This is a genomic window from Leuconostoc carnosum, assembly GCF_007954525.1.
In the GTDB taxonomy this organism is placed as follows: domain Bacteria; phylum Bacillota; class Bacilli; order Lactobacillales; family Lactobacillaceae; genus Leuconostoc; species Leuconostoc carnosum.
In genome coordinates this window covers 402741-423568 of the sequence record NZ_CP042374.1, presented here as the reverse complement: position 1 = coordinate 423568, position 20828 = coordinate 402741, and the positions used below count along the sequence as shown (strand labels likewise).

20 protein-coding genes and 1 riboswitch are annotated in these 20828 nt (G+C 37.4%); of the genes, 12 read left to right on the top strand and 8 right to left on the bottom strand.

Translation table 11 applies throughout. The annotated features are described in order from the left end of the window. Positions 1-27: 27 nt before the first annotated feature. Together FGL89_RS01995 and FGL89_RS01990 are read right to left on the bottom strand one after the other, a co-directional pair. Complete coding sequence (locus FGL89_RS01995) at positions 28-726, bottom strand: class I SAM-dependent methyltransferase (RefSeq protein WP_014974077.1); 699 nt, start codon at positions 724-726, stop codon at positions 28-30. After that, positions 716-1288 (bottom strand): DsbA family protein, encoded by a 573-nt coding sequence (locus tag FGL89_RS01990; RefSeq protein ID WP_147000322.1) that lies wholly within the window; start codon positions 1286-1288, stop codon positions 716-718. Before FGL89_RS01990 ends, FGL89_RS01995 begins: the two co-directional genes overlap by 11 nt. Positions 1289-1565: 277 nt before the next feature. On the opposite strand from FGL89_RS01990, the gene FGL89_RS01985 reads away from it, so the two are divergent. The 8 genes from FGL89_RS01985 to argF all read left to right on the top strand — a co-directional run bounded on the left by FGL89_RS01985 (position 1566) and on the right by argF (position 10229). Then, positions 1566-2144: a GTP pyrophosphokinase gene (locus FGL89_RS01985; protein WP_014974079.1), complete on the top strand. Its 579-nt coding sequence runs from the start codon at positions 1566-1568 to the stop codon at positions 2142-2144. Further along, a complete protein-coding gene (locus FGL89_RS01980) occupies positions 2141-2938 on the top strand; it encodes an NAD kinase (RefSeq protein ID WP_014974080.1) in 798 nt (265 codons plus the stop codon). Before FGL89_RS01985 ends, FGL89_RS01980 begins: the two co-directional genes overlap by 4 nt. Before the next feature lie 56 nt (positions 2939-2994). Beyond that, positions 2995-3897, top strand: a complete 903-nt coding sequence (locus FGL89_RS01975; protein WP_014974081.1) for an RluA family pseudouridine synthase — start codon at positions 2995-2997, stop codon at positions 3895-3897. A gap of 94 nt (positions 3898-3991) precedes the next feature. Further along, a complete protein-coding gene (gene mgtE, locus FGL89_RS01970; RefSeq protein ID WP_014974082.1) occupies positions 3992-5350 on the top strand; it encodes a magnesium transporter in 1359 nt (452 codons plus the stop codon). Between the two features lie 38 nt (positions 5351-5388). Then, positions 5389-6366: an LCP family protein gene (locus tag FGL89_RS01965; RefSeq protein ID WP_014974083.1), complete on the top strand. Its 978-nt coding sequence runs from the start codon at positions 5389-5391 to the stop codon at positions 6364-6366. Between the two features lie 150 nt (positions 6367-6516). Continuing rightward, entirely contained in the window at positions 6517-7743 is a 1227-nt protein-coding gene (locus FGL89_RS01960) for an argininosuccinate synthase (protein ID WP_014974084.1), read from the top strand. An 84-nt stretch (positions 7744-7827) separates the two neighbouring features. Beyond that, positions 7828-9216 carry an argininosuccinate lyase gene (argH, locus tag FGL89_RS01955; RefSeq protein ID WP_014974085.1) on the top strand — a complete coding sequence of 463 codons (1389 nt, stop codon included), beginning with the start codon at positions 7828-7830 and terminating at the stop codon, positions 9214-9216. Further along, a complete protein-coding gene (gene argF, locus FGL89_RS01950) occupies positions 9213-10229 on the top strand; it encodes an ornithine carbamoyltransferase (RefSeq protein WP_014974086.1) in 1017 nt (338 codons plus the stop codon). The genes argH and argF overlap by 4 nt, the downstream gene beginning before the upstream one ends. A gap of 74 nt (positions 10230-10303) precedes the next feature. Here argF and FGL89_RS01945 read toward each other — a convergent pair whose 3' ends face one another. Further along, positions 10304-12670, bottom strand: coding sequence for a phosphoketolase family protein (locus tag FGL89_RS01945; protein WP_014974087.1), 2367 nt, complete (start codon positions 12668-12670; stop codon positions 10304-10306). Positions 12671-13050: 380 nt separating this feature from the next. Next, positions 13051-13159, top strand: a riboswitch (TPP riboswitch). A 107-nt stretch (positions 13160-13266) separates the two neighbouring features. Between FGL89_RS01945 and FGL89_RS01940 the strand changes: the two genes are divergently transcribed. The 3 genes from FGL89_RS01940 to FGL89_RS01930 all read left to right on the top strand — a co-directional run bounded on the left by FGL89_RS01940 (position 13267) and on the right by FGL89_RS01930 (position 15527). After that, positions 13267-13704 (top strand): hypothetical protein, encoded by a 438-nt coding sequence (locus FGL89_RS01940; protein WP_041773196.1) that lies wholly within the window; start codon positions 13267-13269, stop codon positions 13702-13704. A 64-nt stretch (positions 13705-13768) separates the two neighbouring features. Beyond that, complete coding sequence (locus tag FGL89_RS01935) at positions 13769-14749, top strand: thymidylate synthase (protein WP_014974089.1); 981 nt, start codon at positions 13769-13771, stop codon at positions 14747-14749. 10 nt (positions 14750-14759) lie between these two features. Further along, positions 14760-15527: a class I SAM-dependent methyltransferase gene (locus tag FGL89_RS01930; protein ID WP_014974090.1), complete on the top strand. Its 768-nt coding sequence runs from the start codon at positions 14760-14762 to the stop codon at positions 15525-15527. 61 nt (positions 15528-15588) lie between these two features. Here the strand turns inward: FGL89_RS01930 and FGL89_RS01925 are convergent, their stop codons facing one another. The 5 genes from FGL89_RS01925 to FGL89_RS01905 form a co-directional block, all read right to left on the bottom strand. Then, entirely contained in the window at positions 15589-17283 is a 1695-nt protein-coding gene (locus FGL89_RS01925; protein ID WP_014974091.1) for an NFACT RNA binding domain-containing protein, read from the bottom strand. A 140-nt stretch (positions 17284-17423) separates the two neighbouring features. Further along, positions 17424-18059 carry a copper homeostasis protein CutC gene (locus FGL89_RS01920; RefSeq protein ID WP_014974092.1) on the bottom strand — a complete coding sequence of 212 codons (636 nt, stop codon included), beginning with the start codon at positions 18057-18059 and terminating at the stop codon, positions 17424-17426. A gap of 67 nt (positions 18060-18126) precedes the next feature. Further along, positions 18127-18300, bottom strand: a complete 174-nt coding sequence (gene rpmF / locus FGL89_RS01915) for a 50S ribosomal protein L32 (protein ID WP_014974093.1) — start codon at positions 18298-18300, stop codon at positions 18127-18129. Positions 18301-18398: 98 nt separating this feature from the next. Continuing rightward, a complete protein-coding gene (gene pnuC / locus FGL89_RS01910; RefSeq protein WP_014974094.1) occupies positions 18399-19211 on the bottom strand; it encodes a nicotinamide riboside transporter PnuC in 813 nt (270 codons plus the stop codon). Between the two features lie 114 nt (positions 19212-19325). Further along, on the bottom strand, positions 19326-19862 hold the full coding sequence (locus FGL89_RS01905) for a nucleoside 2-deoxyribosyltransferase (protein WP_014974095.1): 537 nt from the start codon (positions 19860-19862) through the stop codon (positions 19326-19328). Between the two features lie 270 nt (positions 19863-20132). Between FGL89_RS01905 and FGL89_RS01900 the strand changes: the two genes are divergently transcribed. Beyond that, positions 20133-20810 carry a VTT domain-containing protein gene (locus FGL89_RS01900; RefSeq protein ID WP_041773145.1) on the top strand — a complete coding sequence of 226 codons (678 nt, stop codon included), beginning with the start codon at positions 20133-20135 and terminating at the stop codon, positions 20808-20810. The last annotated feature ends 18 nt before the right edge of the window (positions 20811-20828 follow it).

Here is a 20828-nt window from a genome sequence, read left to right as displayed (position 1 = left end):
GCATTTTTAATTTGATTGACTGAAATATTATTTCACCAGAAATACATGGTCTTTTATAACATCAAAGCTTGTATGATGTTGATTAAGTTCAGGCTTAAGTGTTAGGTCAGCCATTTGCCAAAATTTTTGTGAATTAGTAGCTAAATAAGGTTCCCCAATAACGATAAAATCACCTTGGAAGTTTTGTTGTCGGAGTCCAGACAAGACGCTCACATCACTTTCATCAGTGTCTGGTGCCCAACTCATAATGAGAACTTCAAATGGTAGGGTTTGTATCGCCATTGTAGCTGACATTGATTTCACGTCTGTCCAGGGTTGTGGTATTTGAATATCCTGGCCTTGCCAATCAAAGTTATCTGTTACCACGACTTGATCACCGAGTTTTCGCAGTTGGCTTGTAATCACACCATTCCCAGCCATGATTTCTAGCACTCGGCGGCCAGCAATGAAAGTATGCAAATCTTGTAGCCATTGTTGATTAGGCACGTGCCATATACCAAATGTTGTGATGATTTCTTGGCGCAAATTCGCTAATAGATCATCTAACGGCATAAGACTAGGGTAATTCAAAATCTGTTTTTGCGTAAACGATAAATTTGGTAAAGGTTTATCAGGTAGGGCGTGATTTTCCAATTGTTTAATGGTATTAACGGCCGCCATGATTTTTGTCATTACCCAGGGTTGGTCATTAAATTGTTGGGCGTACTGTTGTAGTTCAACCAACATCACTGGTTACAACGTATGTATTCAAGGCGGCATTTAAGTTATCAATAGACATATTTGTCAATAATTGTGTCTCATTCTGTGATGAGTCATCGATTGCAACTGCTGTTGTACAGTTTGGTAACAAGCGTTCTGCTAATTTTTGATCTTGATTAACGGCTTGGGCAATTTCTGTTGACAGACGATTATGTAAGAAATCATTAATATCTAAATCGACTTTTTTGGCGATAAGGGTAACTAATTCATTGGAATATGTTTTATGCTCTACGGTAAGTGAGCGTTGCAAGTCAATCAAAAAATGACGTGCTTTTTTGTTACCTTCAACTTGTGCTGCTTTAAAATCTAATACCACTTGGTAGATGACTTGCGACAAATCCACAGGGGTTGTTTGTGAATCTAAATCATTATCGTCTGCCGTCACACTGTCAGCAATTTGTTTGCTCAAAACAGGTATAAAGCGCAAGTGAGCCGGTGAATTCAACCGACAGCTTAGTTCTTGTAGATGTTCTTCGGTACTTAAGCACTCTGCTGACAATGGGTTAGCAAAGTGATATATATTAATCATAATCCTATTTTCCTCCGTGGTATACCTATGTTTATTTTTCTTATTTGATATCCGAAAATTATTCTACCTGCAATAGACTGGCTTGTCGACTGATATGCTCAAAAGAAAACAAAATCTGTGTTAAAATAATAGGGTAAGTGCAATTATTAGCGTGTTGTCAAGTTTGATTATTAGAATAATGAATGACGACATATTATATGCACGAGTATTAATGAGATTATTGTATTTTAAAGTAATATTTATTAAGTTATGATGATATTAAGAAAGAGGTGTCGGCATGGATTGGGATCAATTCTATGTTCCGTACCAGCAAACGGTAACAGAATTAAAAGTTAAATTGCGTGGTTTACGCAATCAATATGAAAAAGATGGCAAAAATTCACCAATTGAATTTGTAACAGGACGTGTGAAATCTCAAGCCTCAATTGAAGAAAAAATTGTTCGTCGTCATTTGGATGAAGCACGACTATCACTAGATTTACAGGACATAGCTGGCGTACGCATTATGACTAAATATGTTGAAGAAATCTATACGGTGGTTGAATTACTGCGTGGCCGAACAGATTTTCAGATTTTAGAAGAACGTGATTACGTGATGAATGCTAAACCTTCTGGTTATCGTTCTTACCATATGGTTATCGAATATCCTGTACAAATGTATAGTGGTGAAAAGAAAGTGCTTGCAGAAATTCAAGTGCGCACTGTTGCAATGAACGTATGGGCAACAATTGAACATGATTTGCGTTACAAGCATGGTGATGAATTACCAAAACAGATAGCAGAACAATTGACTGTGCTAGCAGACAGAAACTTTGAATGGGATCAAAGAGTGAGTGAGATTCGGGCAGCAGAATGAAAGTAGCAATATTTAACAATGACGTTGAAAATTCACAAGCCACAACAAAGCAACTAACGTCAGCCTTGAAAAAGCATGATATTGAAATTAACAATGATACGCCGGATGTTGTCGTCACTGTCGGTGGCGACGGCACGCTTTTGGGCGCTTTTCAAGCTTATGTGGATCAAATTGATCATGTACGTTTTGTTGGTCTTCATACTGGGCATTTGGGTTTTTATACAGATTGGCTAAGCGCTGAGCTGGATCAACTAGTAGAGAGTTTAATTCATGATAACGGTCAAAAAGTGACCTACCCCTTATTAGATATGACGGTGCTTTATGATAGTGGCGAGCAGTACCATTTTTTGGCGCTTAATGAAGCCGCTATTAAGCAACCTATGGGGACATTGGTTGCTGATATTTATCTTGGTGGTAAATTGTTTGAACGTTTTCGTGGTGATGGGATTGCTGTTGCGACGCCAACAGGGTCCACTGCTTATAGTAAGTCAAATGGTGGTGCGGTTTTACATCCACAATTACCAGCAATTCAAATGTCAGAAATTGCTTCAATCAATAATCGTGTTTTCCGAACTTTGGGTTCACCGTTAATTGTACCGGCCGGACAAGAAATTATTATGAAACCAAAAAGTAATCGCTTTTTGGTGATGTATGATCAATCAGATATTAAAGGACATGAAATTACAGAATTGCGTTTTAAAGTAGCGGCGCAACAAGTCCATTTTGCAGCTTATCGACACGTTGATTTTTGGCAACGTGTTCATAATGCTTTTATTAGTGACATTGAATCTTAGATTTAAATTAATGAGAGGAAATGTATAGACAAGTATTGTTTATACATGACAGACACATGGAATTTACATGGACATATACTGGTAGTCAACAACGCAAAGTGCGTACATTTTTACAGGCACATGGGGTTTCACACCGCATGTTTAGTCAAATGAAACATAACGGTGGTGCTATTTTAAAAAATGGTAAGCCCGTTTATACATCAGATTACCTAGATGATGGGGACAATGTGACGATTGTCATGCCAACCGAAGAAAGTAACGATCTCGTGGTGCCGGATTATAAGCCATTAGATATTATTTTTGAAAATGAGCATTGGTTGGTTGTTGATAAACCTTATGGGATTACTACCGTTCCAGGTCATGCTGACCGTTTACATACGCTTGTGAATCAAGTGAAGGGGCACCTAGAACAAAATAATGCATCGGATTTGGTACCGCATGTTGTCACGCGCTTAGATCGTGATACATCTGGTATTGTTTTGTTAGCTAAGCATCGTTTTGCTCATGCAGTTATGGATCAACAACTGCAAGAACATACAGTTGAAAAATTTTATCTTGCTTATCCTAGTGGCATTTTATCTGAAGATCATGGTGATATTAATGCGCCAATTGGTCGTGTTGATGGCGATTTTATCAAGCGTGAAGTGCGTGAAGATGGCAAACCTTCACGGACAGAATATTGGGTCGAGCGTCGCTATGATGAAAATGGTGAGCAACCAATGACACGTGTTAAAGTGCAACTGCACACAGGTCGAACGCACCAAATTCGCGTGCATTTTAAAAATATTGGGCATCCGCTAGTAGGGGATGACTTATATGGTGGACCATTGTGGTATGGGTTACGTAGACAGGCATTACATGCTTATCATATGAAATTTTATGACCCATTTATTGAAGCGTATCGAGAATTTAATACAAAGTTGCCAGAGGATTTGAAGGGCTTACGTGATTTAGAATAATATTGCAGCGTGAGATAAATCCGGTTGATTTTGATGGCAACGCTCTAGGAAACGTATTTTTAGTCATACTAAAAAACGAAACAGAGGAGAAATAATGGCAGAAAAAGTCGATCAATTAACGGAAACGGTACAACTTTTATCTGACTTACTGCAGTCCGGGCAAGACAGTGAATTTATTGAAAGCTTTGAATCTTTACATGATTTTGAAATGGCGCAAGTGTATGCAGAATTGCCTCAACAATTTCGTGATGTCGCATGGCGTCTGCTATCTGACGATATATTAGCCACTGTCTTTGATAATATTGATGTTGATGATGTGGATATTGTACCACTCTTACAAGAAATGCCACCCCAACGTGGTGCACGTGTTTTAGATGCGATGTACACCGATAACGAAGCTGATTTATTGCAAAAAATGCCAGCAAGATTAGTGGCAACTTACTTGAGCTTAATGTCCAAAGTCAGTGCAGAAGAAGTGCGCCAGTTAATTAACTATGATCATCAAACGGCTGGTTCCTTGATGTCAACTGAGTACATTGCCGTAGAGGGTGATTTGCGAGTTGATGAGGCCATGCATTTGGTCAAAAAGCAGGCTCTAGAAGCCGAATTAATCAGCTATGTTTATGTATTGGATCATCAAAAATTGATTGGTGTGATTTCATTACGTGATTTATTGACTAATCCAGATGATTTATCTGTAGCAGATATCACAAATGAGCGTATCATTAGTGTAAAAGCTGGTGATGATCAAGAAGATGTTGCACAAATTGTTGCTGACTATAATTTCCTCTCTATTCCAGTTACTGATGACAATGATCGATTACTTGGTGTCATTACAGTCGATGATATTGTTGATGTTATTGGTGAAGAGGCGATTGAAGATTATTCTGGTTTAGCTGCTGTTAACGTTAGTCAGATTAACGATTCACCTTGGCATTCAGCTGTTAAACGAATTCCGTGGCTGATTGCTTTGTTGGTTTTGGGGATGGCTACGGCAACGCTAATCAGTTCTTATGATGATCTCGTTCGCCGCGCAGCTATTTTAGCAGCCTTTATCTCATTAATTACCGGAACTGCTGGAAATGCCGGGACACAGGCTCTGGCCTTGGCAGTACGACGTATTGCTGTTGGAAACGATGATTCTGGTTGGAAAAACTTTCTTAGTGAGTTTATCGCTGGATTAATTGTTGGTATTGCAACGGGTGTTTCAGTATTTAGTATTGTGGCTATCTGGAAACAAAATGTTGTGCTAGGTCTAGCCGTAGGCATTGCCATGACAATTGCTATTATTGTGGCGAACTTAGCTGGGTATCTCATTCCAGTATTGATTGATAAATTAGGTTTTGATCCGGCTGTGGCCAGTGGCCCATTTATCACTACTTTATCAGATTTAACGTCGGTATTGATTTATTTTAATGTTGCACAATTATTTATTTCACACTTCATTAGTTGATGAGTGTTGGCATATTGCAGACTAGGAGAGTAAAGATTATGGTAACAAGAAAAGAAACGCGTCAAGCTAGAAATAAACCTAAAAAGTCACACAAAGTTAGAACAACAATTTTGGTGATTATTGGATTACTGATATTAGCAGGTGTTGGAACAGGCGCATTTGCTTATTATAAAATGAATCGTACAATTACAAAGATACAAAATCCTTCTAAATTAACCAAAAAAGCTGATGAAATTACAGCGGCCAAAAAACCCGTTTCTTACTTATTGTTAGGAACAGATACTGGGGAATTAGGTCGAGATTACAAAGGTAGAACAGATAGCTTAATTGTCATGACGGTAAATCCCAAGAATAAAACTACAACAATGACTTCTATTGCTAGAGATACATTGGTCACTGTGGGTGGACAACAAATGAAGATCAACGCAGCATATGCTTATGGGAATGCTGATTCAGCTCAAGAAGCTGTTGAAAATCTACTTAATATTAAAATTAACGGTGGCTATGTTCTAATTAATATGGGTGGTCTAGTGAAGATGGTAGATGCAGTTGGCGGTGTTGATGTGAAATCACCATTGACATTTACAACTGAAGGTGACGATACGCAGGCCGATTCTAAAAGCCAATATTCATTCAATGAAGGACAAACTTACCATATGGATGGGAATGAAGCATTAGCCTTTTCACGTATGCGTCATAGTGATCCAAATGGCGATTACGGTCGTCAAATGCGTCAACAATTAATTATTCAAGCTGTTTTGAAAAACTCAGCCAATATCGGTACCGTGTTTAATGATTCATTATTGAATACTTTGTCAAATAATGTACAAACTGATATATCAACCGCTTCAATGAGAAATTTGGCATTGAGTTATCGTTCAGCGTTTGGTAATATTCAACAAGACCAAATGCGTGGGACAACACAAAGTATGGGAAACTTAGGTTCGGTTGAAGTTATGAGTCCATCAGAAATCGCACGTGTGCACAACATCATTTCAAAACAAATGTCGGAATAAATATTTCAAGTTAATTAAGTACTTTTTGCAAAAATATACAAAAAAATAAGTGATATACAGTTATAAACTGTATATAGTCATAAAAAAGTTGAATAAATAACCATTAGGGGGTAATATAAATACATCGAATGAATACAGAGGACAAAAACTATGGCAGAAAAATTAGTATTAGCATATTCAGGTGGTTTAGACACATCAGTAGCAATTCCTTGGTTGAAAGAAAAGGGGTATGATGTTATTGCTGTTGTCTTAGATGTTGGACAACATGGTAAGGACTTGAATGCCATTCAAGCAAAGGCTCTCACTGTGGGTGCGGTCGAATCTATTGTGATTGATGCAAAATCAGAGTTTGCCGAACAGTATGTGGCACCAGTGATTAAAGCAAATATGCTTTATGAAGGTGAATACCCAATGGTGTCCGCATTATCCCGGCCATTGATTATTAAAAAATTAGTTGATATTGCTCATGAAAATGAAGCTGGTGCTATTGCTCATGGTTCAACTGGTCATGGTAATGATCAAGTCCGCTTTGAAGCAGCAATTCACGCACTTGATCCAGAAATGAAGATTGAAGCACCAATTCGTGATTTCCAGTGGTCACGTGAAGAGGAAATTGAATATGCACACGCACATGATGTGCCAGTGCCAATCGGATTGGAATCACCTTATTCAATCGATGAAAATCTATGGGGCCGTGCTAATGAAGCTGGAATTTTGGAAAATCCTTGGAACCAAGCACCCGAAGATGCGTATGCATTAACAGCAGCCATCGAAGATGCACCAAATACACCAGAGTTTATTGATATTACTTTTGAAGCTGGCGTACCTGTAGCATTAAATGGTGAAACTTTAAATCTTGCTGATTTGATTATTCAATTGAATGAACTAGCTGGTGCCCATGGTATTGGTCGAATTGACCATATCGAAAATCGTTTGGTTGGTATTAAGTCACGTGAAATTTATGAGGCACCAGCTGCTGCTGTCTTGATGACGGCGCACAAGGATTTGGAAGATTTGACACTTGAACGTGATGTTGCTCATTTCAAGCCTATTGTTGAACAACAGTTAGCTAACCTTGTTTATGAGGCAAAATGGGTATCACCATTGTTTGACAGCTTAATGGCGTTTATTGACGATACACAGAAAAATGTGAATGGCGTTGTAAAGATGAAGATGTTGAAGGGAAACGCAATTGCTGTTGCTCGTCAATCAGAGAACAACTCATTGTATGATGAAGATCTAGCAACATATACTAGCTCATCATCATTTGATCAAGAATCAGCCGTTGGATTTATTAAATTGTGGACTTTGAGTAACACAGTCTATGAACAAGTAAACCACGTACATTCAACAGCTAAAAAAGATACAATCAAGTAGTTAATGGCGCTGTGGCGCCGTACATATTTGCAAGAAAGGAAATGCATTTGTGCTAATGACGTTAGTACAAATGTGATGATAATTATGGCAACAGCTAAACTATGGGGTGGCCGCTTTACGGCTAAGGCAGCTGAATGGGTCGACGAATTCGGTGCTTCAATTCATTTTGACCAAAAAATGGCATCAGAAGATTTAGAAGGTTCTATTGCTCATGCCAAAATGCTTGGTAAACAAGCTATTATCTCAGAAAAAGAGTCTGCGGAAATTGTAGCTGGGTTGCAGGCATTACAGAAAGAGCTGGAGAACGGACAATTAGTTTTTGATGTTAAAAATGAAGATATCCATATGAATATGGAAGCTTTGTTAACTGAGAAAATTGGTGCCGTAGCAGGAAAATTGCACACTGCTCGGTCACGTAATGACCAAGTCGCAACAGATTTTCATTTGTGGGTAAAGCATCGTTTACCAGATGTATTGACTGTATTAACCGAACTCCAAGAAGAGTTATTAATATTGGCTTCAAAACACTCAGGTACAATTATGTCTGGTTATACACACTTACAACATGCACAGCCAATTACGTACGGTCATTATCTATTAGCATATTTTGAAATGTTTCAGCGTGACTATGAACGTTTTGAATTCAATCAGAAACACACAGACATTTTACCCTTAGGGGCAGCAGCTTTAGCGGGTACAACTTTCCCAATTGATCGTGAATTTGTTGCTGAACAATTAGACTTTGGTAGCATTTACCATAACTCACTTGATGCTGTATCTGATCGTGATTTTGCGCTTGAATTTTTATCAAATGCATCTATTTTAATGATGCATTTGTCACGAATGGCAGAAGAATTGATTTTGTGGTCAACATATGAGTTTAATTATGTTGAGTTATCAGATGATTTTTCTACTGGATCATCAATTATGCCACAAAAAAAGAATGCTGATTTTGCTGAATTAGTACGTGGTAAAACAGGACGTACCTATGGATCACTCATGGCGCTATTGACAACGATGAAATCATTGCCTTTGGCTTACAATAAAGATATGCAAGAAGACAAGGAACAGGTTTTCGATGTAACTGACACAGTGATCGCGTCAGTTAAAATTTTTACGGGTATTTTGAATGGATTGAAAGTGCACGAAAAACGGATGCTAGCCAGCACACAAGATGATTTCTCGAATGCTACTGAACTGGCTGATTACTTGGCTACAAAGGGCGTACCTTTCAGGCAAGCCCATGCAATTGTTGGTCAATTAGTCTTGGCGGGTATTACCACACACACGCCACTGCAAGAAATGGCATTGGCAGACTTGAAATCAGCAGCACCACAGATTGAAGACGATATTTATAATGTATTGAAGTCGGAAACGGCTGTTAATCGACGAACGTCAATTGGTGGTACAGCAGTTGAAAACGTTAAAAAAGAGATTGTCCGTAATCAAGCAATACTGGAGGCACGTGCATGAACTCACATTTTCAAGGTAAATCATTTTTAAAAGAAATTGATTTTACAAAAAATGAATTAATGACACTCATCGATTTAGCAGCGCATTTAAAGTCTTTAAAAAAGCAAAACATTCCCCATCACTATTTAGCTGGGAAAAATATTGCCTTATTATTTGAAAAAACCTCAACTCGTACACGCTCTAGCTTTACAATTGCAGCTAATGATCTTGGTGCTCATGCCGAATTTTTAGGTAAAAATGATATTCAATTTGGCAAGAAGGAATCACTCGAAGACACGGCTAAAGTTTTTGGACGATTATATGATGCAATTGAATACCGTGGCTTTGCTCAAGAAACAGTAGAAGGGTTAGCAACTTATTCTGGTGTGCCAGTGTGGAATGGCTTAACTGATGATTGGCATCCAACACAAATGCTAGCAGATTTTCTCACGATCAAAGAGCAGTTTGGTCATTTAGAAGGGATCACATTAGCCTATCTTGGTGATGGACGTAATAATGTTGCGAATTCATTACTTGTAACTGGGGCAATTTTGGGTGTTAACATTCATATTGTAGCACCTGACAGTTTGCAACCAACGGCAGAAATTCAAACCATAGCTAATGAAAAAGCAAAAGTATCTGGTGCAAAGTTAGTGATTACGGACGATATAGCGGCAGGTGTGGTTGGCGCTGACGTATTATATACGGACGTTTGGGCATCAATGGGAGAAGAAGAAACCTTTGAAGCGAGAATCAAACTATTAACACCTTATCAAATTAATCAACAGTTAGTCGACCAAACGCAAAATGATCAAGTGATTGTTTTGCATGATTTACCAGCTTTTCATGATTTGAATACAGTCATGTCACAAGATATTTATGATCAATTCGGTATTCAAGAAATGGAAATTACCGATGAAGTGTTCCACGCACCATATGCACATCAATTTGAGCAAGCTGAAAATCGTTTGCATACAATTAAAGCTATTATGGCAGCATCTCTCGGAAACTTATTTATACCAGAAATTAAATAAAACCAAATAAAAAATACGTCAAGCAATCATATTGCTTGGCGTATTTTTTATTTGGTAGTTAGAAGATCAAATAATTATTTTAGTGCTTTCCAGCGCCAATCTTCTACTTCAGGTAAATCAGTACCCATAGATCTTGTATATGCTACGTGTTCATCTAATTTATCAGTCATTTCTTGTACGAGAGATGCATACTTGACACGTGTTTCTTGAGGCAACATTGAGATAGCTGCTTTAACCAAATTAAAGCGATCAATTTGGTTAAGTACACGCATATCAAATGGTGTGGTGATATCGCCAACTTCTCGGTAACCATGAACTTTTAGATTATGGTTGTGGCGCTTGAAGAAAATAGATTCAATCATAGGTTCATAACCGTGAAATGCGAACAGAACAGGTTTATCAGTTGTGAAGTAACCATCGAATTCATCATCACTTAAGCCATAACTTGCATCACTGCGTAATTTGAATAGATCTAATACGTTGATGTAACGTATTTTCAATGATGGCATGTAGTCGTGCAAAATTTGGATTGCCGCTAAGCTTTCAGTGGTTGGTTCAGAACCAGCAGAAGCAATAACAATATCTGGTTCTGCATCTTTATCGGTACTTGCCCAATCAATAATGCGCAAACCTTGTTTAACAAGTTGCTTAGCTTCTTCAGCTGAGAACCATTGTAGACGAGGGTGCTTACTTGCGACAATGTAGTTAATTTGTTGTGTTGTTTGAACTGCGTGTTCAAATGTTGCAACTAAACTATTAGCATCAGCTGGGAAGAATTCACGGATGAAATTGGGCTGCTTTTCATACAGCATAGTTGTCACACCTGGATCTTGGTGTGAATACCCGTTATGATCTTGTTGGAACACAGTTGAATCGGCGATGATATTCAAAGCAGGGACATCTTTACGCCATGAAACTTCACTAGAGTGGTTTAACCACTTGAAGTGTTGCACAATCATGTCATCAACTTCACGAATAAAGACTTCATAACTGGCAAAGAAACCGTGGCGACCAGTTAGCGTATAAGTTTCAAGCATACCTTCATCATAGTGCTCTGATAGCATAGAATCAATAATACGACCTTCAGTTGCCATAAATTGGTCATTTGGTTCTTTAATTGGAAGCAACCACTGGCGATTAGTAGTTTCAAAAACATCTTGGAATCGGTTAGATGCTGTTTCATCAGGTCCGAATCCTCTGAAATTAGTTGGATTATATTTAATGATATCCCTGATATAACCACCTAACAAAATAGCATCTTGAGCCAAATTGCTACCTGGTGCATCATTTTGTGTCAAATAATTATCGATATCTGGCAATGACAATGGCTTGATAATACCAGCATTTGTTACTGAATTATGTGCCATACGTAGGGATTTCTTTGGTAATACTTCTTGAATTGATTCAGCTAAGCGACCATTTTCATCAAATAATTCATTTGGTTTGTATGATTGTAACCATGACACAAGTTGTGGAATATATTCTGGATGATTTTGGTCAGCAGGAATTGGAATCTGGTGCGCACGGAATGAGTTTTCGATTGGCTTACCATCCCATGTTTTTGGACCAGTCCAGCCTTTTGGTGAACGTAATACGATCATTGGCCAAAGTGGGCGTGTGACTTCATCGCTGTTTTGTTTTGCAGCGTTGTCTCGAATGTCTTTGATTTCTTCAAAGACTGTGTCCATTGTTTTTGCCATTTCTTCATGAACTTGCATAATTGGCTTGTCAAAAGAGCTGACAAAATAAGGATGCCACCCCAAACTATGGAAATACTCGGTCAAGGTCTCATCAGATTCACGCGATAATACGGTAGGGTTGGCAATTTTGAATCCGTTCAAATTCAAAATTGGTAATACTGTACCATCATTCTTTGGATTCAAAAATTTATTAACATGCCATGAGGTAGCCAATGGCGCAGTTTCTGCTTCACCATCACCGACAACAACAGCAGCGATGAGATCTGGATTGTCTAATACAGCACCGGCACCGTGTAAAATAGAATAACCTAAAGCGCCACCTTCATGGATTGATCCAGGTACTTTAGGATCAGCATGAGATGCCACGCCGCCTGGAAACGAAAAACGTTTAAACATTTTTTGCATGCCAGTTTCATCTTGTGTTATTTCTGGAAAGACATCAGTGTAACTACCATCCAGATAAGCATTTGAAATCATGACTTGGCCACCGTGACCAGGGCCTTCGATGTAAAACATGTTTAAATCATACTTATTAATCGCACGATTTAAATGTGCATAGATAAAGTTTTGGCTAGGTATTGTTCCCCAATGGCCAATAGGATGAATTTTAATTTGATCTGCGGTGAGCTTTTCTTTAAGTAAGGGATTATCTAACAAATAAAGTTGTCCGACTGACAAATAATTTGTTGCTCGCCAGTAGGCATCTAATTTGTTAAGGTACTCTTTTGAATCAATGTTCATGTTGTAGTTCCTCCAATTTGTGACGATGTGCGTATCATGGTAAAGACTATGACAATGTAAAAAATAGTTCGAGATACAAAATACACTTTGCAAAGTATGTTGTAGAAATTTCAAGATTAATCGAGATCATGTGTCAAACACATAAGACATTGTTTTATTACCCAACTATTTTTACATAATCATCGTAATTGTTATTTTATAAAAAGTCAATACCAATAAAGTAATTGGTTCGTACCAATTACTTTATTGGTATTGACTTTTTTGGTGAAAAACAGCACAACAGTAGGACTTGAGAGAGAAAAACTGTTTTATTATAAATAATTTGACTTGCATAATTTTGAGCATGTATGATAAGATCAATATTGTTATTAATCGATTAATTAACATACTAGGGGTGCTTTTATAAAAAGCTGAGAGAGAAGTGATAGTCTTCGAACCCTTTGAACCTGATCTGTTGCAAACAGCGTAGGAAAGTATGAATTATATGAAGGTCATTTGGAAATCATATAGCTAGCCATACTATATCTAAGAGCGTTTGCAGAACAACAATGTTATTGCAGATGCTCTTTTTTATTTGGAAATTAGGAGGTATATTTTTGAATGAACGTGTATTTCTAGCTGCACCTTTTAAGCAACTTCTGAATCAAAAAAATGTTGTTGATTCAGAGAACACTCAAGTGCTTCAAACAATCATACAATTATTAGAAAATAAGCATTTTATAGTTGACAATGCGCATAAGAGAGAAAACTGGGGTGCTGAAATGATGGCGCCTAGTCAGTGCACAACAGCAGATTATTTTGCTATTAAACACTGTCAATACTTTATAGCATTTCCGGGAAATCCTGCATCACCAGGGACTCATATTGAACTTGGATGGGCGTCAGCTTTTAATAAAAAAATGATACTACTTCTTAAAGTGGGCGTTGATTATGCGTATTTAGTGCAAGGACTTGGTGCAATTGCTGATGTTGAATATTTGTATTACAAGGACTTAGCAGATTGCGTCCAAAAAATAAATCATTTTTTCAAATAATAATTATGAACATCCTGACCGTAAGGAATCATCAAAGTAGTAGTTAACTGAGGAGTTTAATTTTATGACAACATATGAAACTTTTGATGATGCCTATGTATCAGTATTAGCAGACATATATCATCATCCAGAATATTTTAATGAACCAAGAGGATTTAGTAGTCGTGAAAAACTGGCTGTTAATTTTAAAATTAATCAGCCAACACAAAGAGTTGTTTATAGTCGAAAAAGAAAAACAAATATTATATTTAATTTTGCTGAGGCTTTGTGGTATATCACCGGAAATAATAGTCTTGACTACATCAGTTATTATAATCAGCGAATGCCTGATTACTCAATGGACGGTCAAACCTTGACGGGGACTGCTTATGGTACCAAACTTTTTCATTTTGGAGAGGGAAATTTAAATCAATGGCAAAATGTTAAAAAAATATTGCTACAGGATCCAGATTCTAAGCGCGCAGTTATGCAAATATTTGATGCCACTGAATTGACAATTGAACGTAATTTAGACGTTTCGTGTACTTTAGGATTACAATTTTTTGTTCGCAACGGTCGATTAGATATGGTGTCTTACATGCGAGCAAATGATGCTTTTCGTGGTATTGTCAGTGATGTCTTTTCGTTTACATTGATACAAGAGCTGATGGCACGAGATCTTCATTTAGAAGTGGGTCATTATTATCATAATGTAGGCACGATGCATATTTATGAGCCGGACAATCAGTGGGTTAAACATGTGCTGGCAGAAGAAAGATACGACACGTTCGAATTACCAAAAATGCCAAATGAAGAGAATTGGCAAATGATTAATACATTGATGTATTATGAAGAAAAATTGAGAAATAATAAGTTATTAATGGATTGGCAAGCTATTCAACAAACAGGGTTGTCACCATACTGGCAACAAATTTTGGCATTATTTAGTATTTATCAGATGATTCATTATCATCAAAAAATAGATCGTATATTATTTCAGAAGCTACTGCCAGTGTATCAATATTTAATGATTAACAAATGGCCAACAGTATTGGCAGGAATATAAAGGGGGTATTATGGCAAAAAATCTTTTTAGTGATGCCTCAGTGGCTAATCAATTTAATCAATATAATGATGTACTAGAACAAGTACTAGGTTATCATTACGTGATATCTGCTTTTGAATCAGATCAAGCGAATAAAATATTAGACTATGGTTGTGGACCTGGCAAAGTATCATTTCGATTGGCCAATCAATGGTCATCAGATATCATCGCCGTGGATGAATCTGCCAAAATGATTGAGATTGCTAACGATCAACGTGCACATGAGCATATTGAATATAGAATTGTTGAAAATGATAATTTGAATTTTATTGCAGATAATTCAATTGATGGTGCCATGGCTTGCTATGTGTTTATTAATAACGAATCTGAGCAGCGTATATTACAAATTATGTCAGAGATACATCGCGTTTTGCGCCCCAAAAGTCGATTTCTTATTTTGGATACGAATCCCAATACAACGGGTGTCCCTTTTTCAACTTTTCAAAATGGTGAGAAAGGTAAAAAATATGGTTATGGTGAACCGCGTATTGAAAAGTTACATGTTGACCAGAATAATGATCTCATTTTACATGATTTTAATTGGCCAAATAGTATGTACGAAAATAATTTAAGAAAAGCTGGATTCAGAAATATTAATGTCAGATATCCAAAATTAAATGATTTGACGGCAGAAGAACGGATTAAATTAGAAAAAACATATCAATATAATAATTGGTCCAACGAACAAGCACAGTCACCATTTATTTTATACCAAGCAATTAAAGATGGTAGTATATGAGCAGGATAAAGTAAAACAGACGATACCAACTATTGAGTTGGTATCGTCTGTTTTATGTGTGTTATTTTGTTTTTAATTTAGAAATTAAACTAGCGTCAGGTGTGACATAGAGTGTTTGTTGTCCTTCAAAAATAACAAATCCAGGCTTGGAACCATTTGGTTTACGCAACTTACCTGCAGGCAAGTAATCAACAGGTACATTAGCTGATTCTCGTGCCTTGCTGTAATAAGCCGCTAATTTGGCAGCTTCAATAAGTGTTTCATCTGATGGTTTTGCATCATGAATAATAACGTGTGAACCAGGTATTTTTTGGACGTGTAACCAAATATCACGTCGATCAGCTTGTTTTAAGGATAAACGTTCATTTTGTAAGTTGTTTTTACCAACTTCAATTAACGTGCCATCCGAACTAAGAAACTTATCTGGCTTGGACACCTTTGGTTTTTGTTTATTCTTCTTATTTGCACGGATATAGCCACCCGTTGTTAATTCAAGACGAATATCTTCGACATCTTTCGGTGAAGCTACTTCAAGTTGAGCGATAATATTGTCAAAATAATTAATTTCAGCATCTGTGATAGTCAGCTGTTCATTCACAAAATCAACAGCAGTACGTAGTTTGCGATATTTTGTAAAGTATCTTTCTGCATTTTTTAACCCGTTTAATTTTGGATCTAACGGAATAGTCAGTAAATTATTATTGTCATAATAATTTTCGATAGCCACATTTGTCATGCCTTTTTGTGCTAAGTGTGGGTAAGTAATAAGTAAATCACCCATGACCTTCAAGTCATCAGCATTCTCTGCATCATTTAATGTAGCTAATAATTTTTTACGTTTAGTTTTATTTTTTTTGAGTTCATTTTTGACAACACGTACCAATGAACCAGCCTGTTGATTAACACGCTCACGTTCTGCTTTACCAATGTAGTAGGCATCGAGCAAGTCACCTAATGTGTCAAAATGCTGTGCACTACTATGTGCTTGAATCCAATTAAAAGCAGAGAAACTGAGTGCACCTTTATCAGATATAAATAGTGTTGGCTGTGTTGATTCAAAATGTGATAACCATTCTTGAGCATGATTGAGCGGGTCACCAGCTTGTTTGATTGCTTCAGCCAGAGATATTGCTGAATCGCGACTAAAACCTTGATAAGTTGATTGAATCATTTTAGGCCAATCTTCAGAAGGTGTGTCTAGAATCATTGGCGCTAATGCCGATAAATCACTGATAAAAGGGTTGAGTAGGTTTTGTGCGGGTGGTAACACATAAGTTGCGCCGGGAATTAATGAGCGTACACGATTTTGATCAGCAGGGACGTGCTTAATTAGTTCTAAGATGCGTGAATCATTTTCGCGTACGAGAAAGAGATTGGAGTGGCGACCCATCATTTCAAGTGTCAATCGAATTTCTTGGATATCACCTAGTTCATCACGTGCATTAACATAGAAATTGATAATACGATCGTTATCAATTTGTTCAACTTTTTGTAGCTTAGAACCTTCTAAGTAGCGGCGTAAGAACATCACAAAATTAGGTGCAGTTTGTGGATTTTCATAGGGAATATGGGTAATCTGTGCGCGAGCATAAGTTGGATGAGCACTCAATAAAACTGGATAGTTCGTGCCGTTATTACGCACGACTAAAACAATTTCATTGGGGTAAGGTTGATGGACTTTAGTAATACGTCCACCAACAATTAATCGATTGAATTCATGCACAATTGCATGTGTAAATAATCCATCTAATGGCATTTTTGTCCCTCGTTTGTTAGTTAGTACAATTATATAATAGGGTATCAATGGTATAAAAATAGTCACTTGACAACTGTAGTTGAAGTGACCATTAAGTAAATTCCATGTTTTCAGATAATGAGTTTGCTTAACGTAATAAATTAAACAATTTGTGAACCATGAACTTCATGAACACCTAAAGCACTAGCGATACGTTGCGCATTTTCTGCGGTTAGTCCACCACCAGGTAAAATAGTGATATGATTTGGTGCCATATTAACCAACATTTGTATACGCGATAAAGTATGCGAAATGCTCTCAGATAAAGGACCACCGTGCATTAAAATACGTTTAACACCATGTTCTGCTAACCAATACATTGCTTGGGGTTGGTGTTCTTGTTCGATATCATCAAAAGCCATATGCATGACAACTTGTAAGTCGAGTGCATGTGCGTGACGAATCAATAGCGACATGGCTTCGTAGTCTAATTGATGATTACGGACAACACCAAAAGTGACAAATTGTCCACCTAAGTCAGCGATTTGTTGTAATGTTTCTTGCATTTGTTGTAGCTCATTTTCATTATATGCAAAGTTACCGGCACGGGGTCTAACCATAATGACCACTGGCACATCAGTAATAGCTATGAGCGTATCAATAATTGTGCGTGTGTCTGGTGTTAGGCCACCAAGATGTAAGTGGCTATTTAATTCAATTCGGTTAGCACCTTGTAGGCGCATCTGTTTGGCTGCTTCAGCAGAATCCACAGCTGCTTCTCTAATTGTAATAGTCATGTTATTATTTTACCATAAAATTGCAAACAAAAAACCTGTGCCAAAGGGTACAGGTTATAATGCGAAATTACTTCTTATCAGTAACTTGCTTGCCGTTATAAACACCAGAAGGTGATACACGGTGAGCTACGCGGTATTCACCAGTTGTTTGGTCCAATACAATGTTAGGAACATTCAAACCGATGTGTCCGCGACGGTTACGCTTATGAGACTTTGAGTTCTTGTTTGATGGGGTAGCCATAATGGCACCTCCTTTCGGTTTCAATTTATCAACTAGTCAAGTTTACCGAAAATTAAGACTTTTGTCAATAGTGTTTTCAAAATTCATGTCAAGGTGTTCTACTTGACATGGCTCTGAGCTAATTGGGCTGTAATGGCTTTGTGATGAAACCATGATGATTGTGCCAACGCCAAGATATCATTAGCAAAGTACATGAGGTAAGTTACTAAAATGACAAGTGCTGAAGCACCTAAGGCACCACCAGCAGCTACAGTAAGTCCCCACAGCGTGATTTGCATAATGCCTTGTAGCAACCAAGCAAACCAACTTTCAGAGAAACGAAATGTGGTTAAGACCGCACCAACCAAACCAGTTCCTAAAACTAACGAGTCAGAAATTGGACGTGGCGTGTGTAATACTTGTGTTTCAAACCAATATGCAGCAGCAAAGGCTATAATAGCAACTAATGCCACGACACTGTACCAAAATACTTTACCGTGTTTTTCACCACGAATGTCTGTTTCATGAATAAAACGAACATGCTGATCCGTATTTTTAACCCAAGATGGCATGACTAAGACGGGGATGTCTAACAAAACAACATATGTCAGTTGTAAAACAGCATCGGCTGGGTTTTTGTGCAGCCAAGCCACATAAATATAAATAGCGGCTGATAATAGCCCGAACAGACCATTCATGGGTTTTGCTTCTTTCAAACCCAAAACAGTTGTCCAGCCAAAGATTGCTGCGAAAAATGTTGCAAATGTCATACTATTAATTGGATTACCCATACCAAAACTAGTATAAGTAATAATAATTAAACCAATAGTTAGCAGAGCATATGACAATCTAGTCCAGCCTTTAAATTGTTCTGCATACCAAAATGGATTAAGAACTTGCCAGTGAGAAATTGTTTCGTTTGATGTTTGCATGAAAATATTTTTACCGAGATTAAGGCACTCTGATTGGTTGCTGGCATTTTGTCAGTGCTTTGAGAGAGCGGCTCGGCACCTTTCTTCTAGTTTTTAACCACTAATGGGTTAATATTAAATTAATTTACCGGTATACTTATTTGGCGTAATATCAAAAAAGTCATATTCAGCTAATGCTTTGGTGGAAGTTACATGCGCATCAGTACCAAATGAGAGCATGAGATTAATTGGATGTTGATCAATATTGCCAGCAAAGACTGATACTACAGGGGTATTTGAAGCAACTGAGTAACCTAATTCCATGGCTGTCCCAGTGTCAGGATCTTCAGCTTCAAAAATTGCCACTGTTAAATCCGAATTATCAATTGCTTTAATATCTGCTTTATAAGTCATAGCCCCCCATTCAAAATCAGGTTCACCATTCTCAGAACCTAACGCCACACCACCATATTGGTGTAATAGTGGTACATGGATATGGGCAATCGTTGGATTAGTACTTAATTGGATGAATGCATCTTTCAATAAAGATTCTTGTTCGTCTGAAAACCAACCAGCAGCCAAATAGATATTTTTGGCACCAGGTAATTTCTGGCTATTATCCACGTTGCGATTAATTTCTTCTAGTTCTTGAATGAGTTTTACTTCGTTCATAATTTTGCTCCTTAATTTATGTCTATAATAACTTTACAACAGATTGTTTTTAATATGTTGTAATTTTAATACAAAGACAATTTTTGTCTAGTAGTAGTTCATCTGATAGTCAGTTTGAAAAAGAGATGGTAAAGTTTGTTGCAGAGATAGCAGTGGGGAACAAGTTATTTTCTAATAAATGGGCAATATGTGTTAAAATTAAGCTATTGTAAAAAATAAGTTAGGAGAACCGTACGTGCGAGTTTAAACACTAACACGTACCTTAATCATATGTTTTTAATTGACTTCATTCTTCATATTGATGCCCATATTGCGACACTAGTATCTCAGTTCGGACCATGGACATATCTCATTTTGTTTTTAATCATCTTCATTGAAACAGGTATTGTCATTATGCCATTCTTGCCAGGAGATTCATTGTTGTTTGCAGCTGGGGCTGTGGCAGCAACTCCTGCGGGTATCCATGCTGGACTAAATCATTGGGTATTTATGTTACTTTTTTTCTTTGCCGCGACCATTGGTGATTCACTTAATTTTTGGATAGGGCGCACTGGTGGCTATAAGTTAGTACGACATCCATTAGTTGGTCGATTTATTAAGGAAGAACATATTCGTGAAGCAGAAGGCTTTTTTGAAAAGCGAGGGGCGTTAGCTATCATCATTGGTCGTTACATGCCAATTGTTAGAACATTTGTGCCTTTTGTTGCGGGAATTAGTCAGTTTTCGTACGGTCATTTCTTGCGAAACAATATTATTGCTGCTTTTTCATGGAGTTTGATAGCAACTGGCGCCGGTTATTTATTTGGTAATATTCCTTTTGTTAAAGCTCATTTTTCAATTATCATACTAGGCATTGCGTTGGTGACATTGATGCCAACCTTTATTGGTATTTTCCGTTCAGTGATAGTCAATCGACGTGCTAAAAAAATAACTCAGAATATAAAGTAAAGCTGCCTTCAGGCAGCT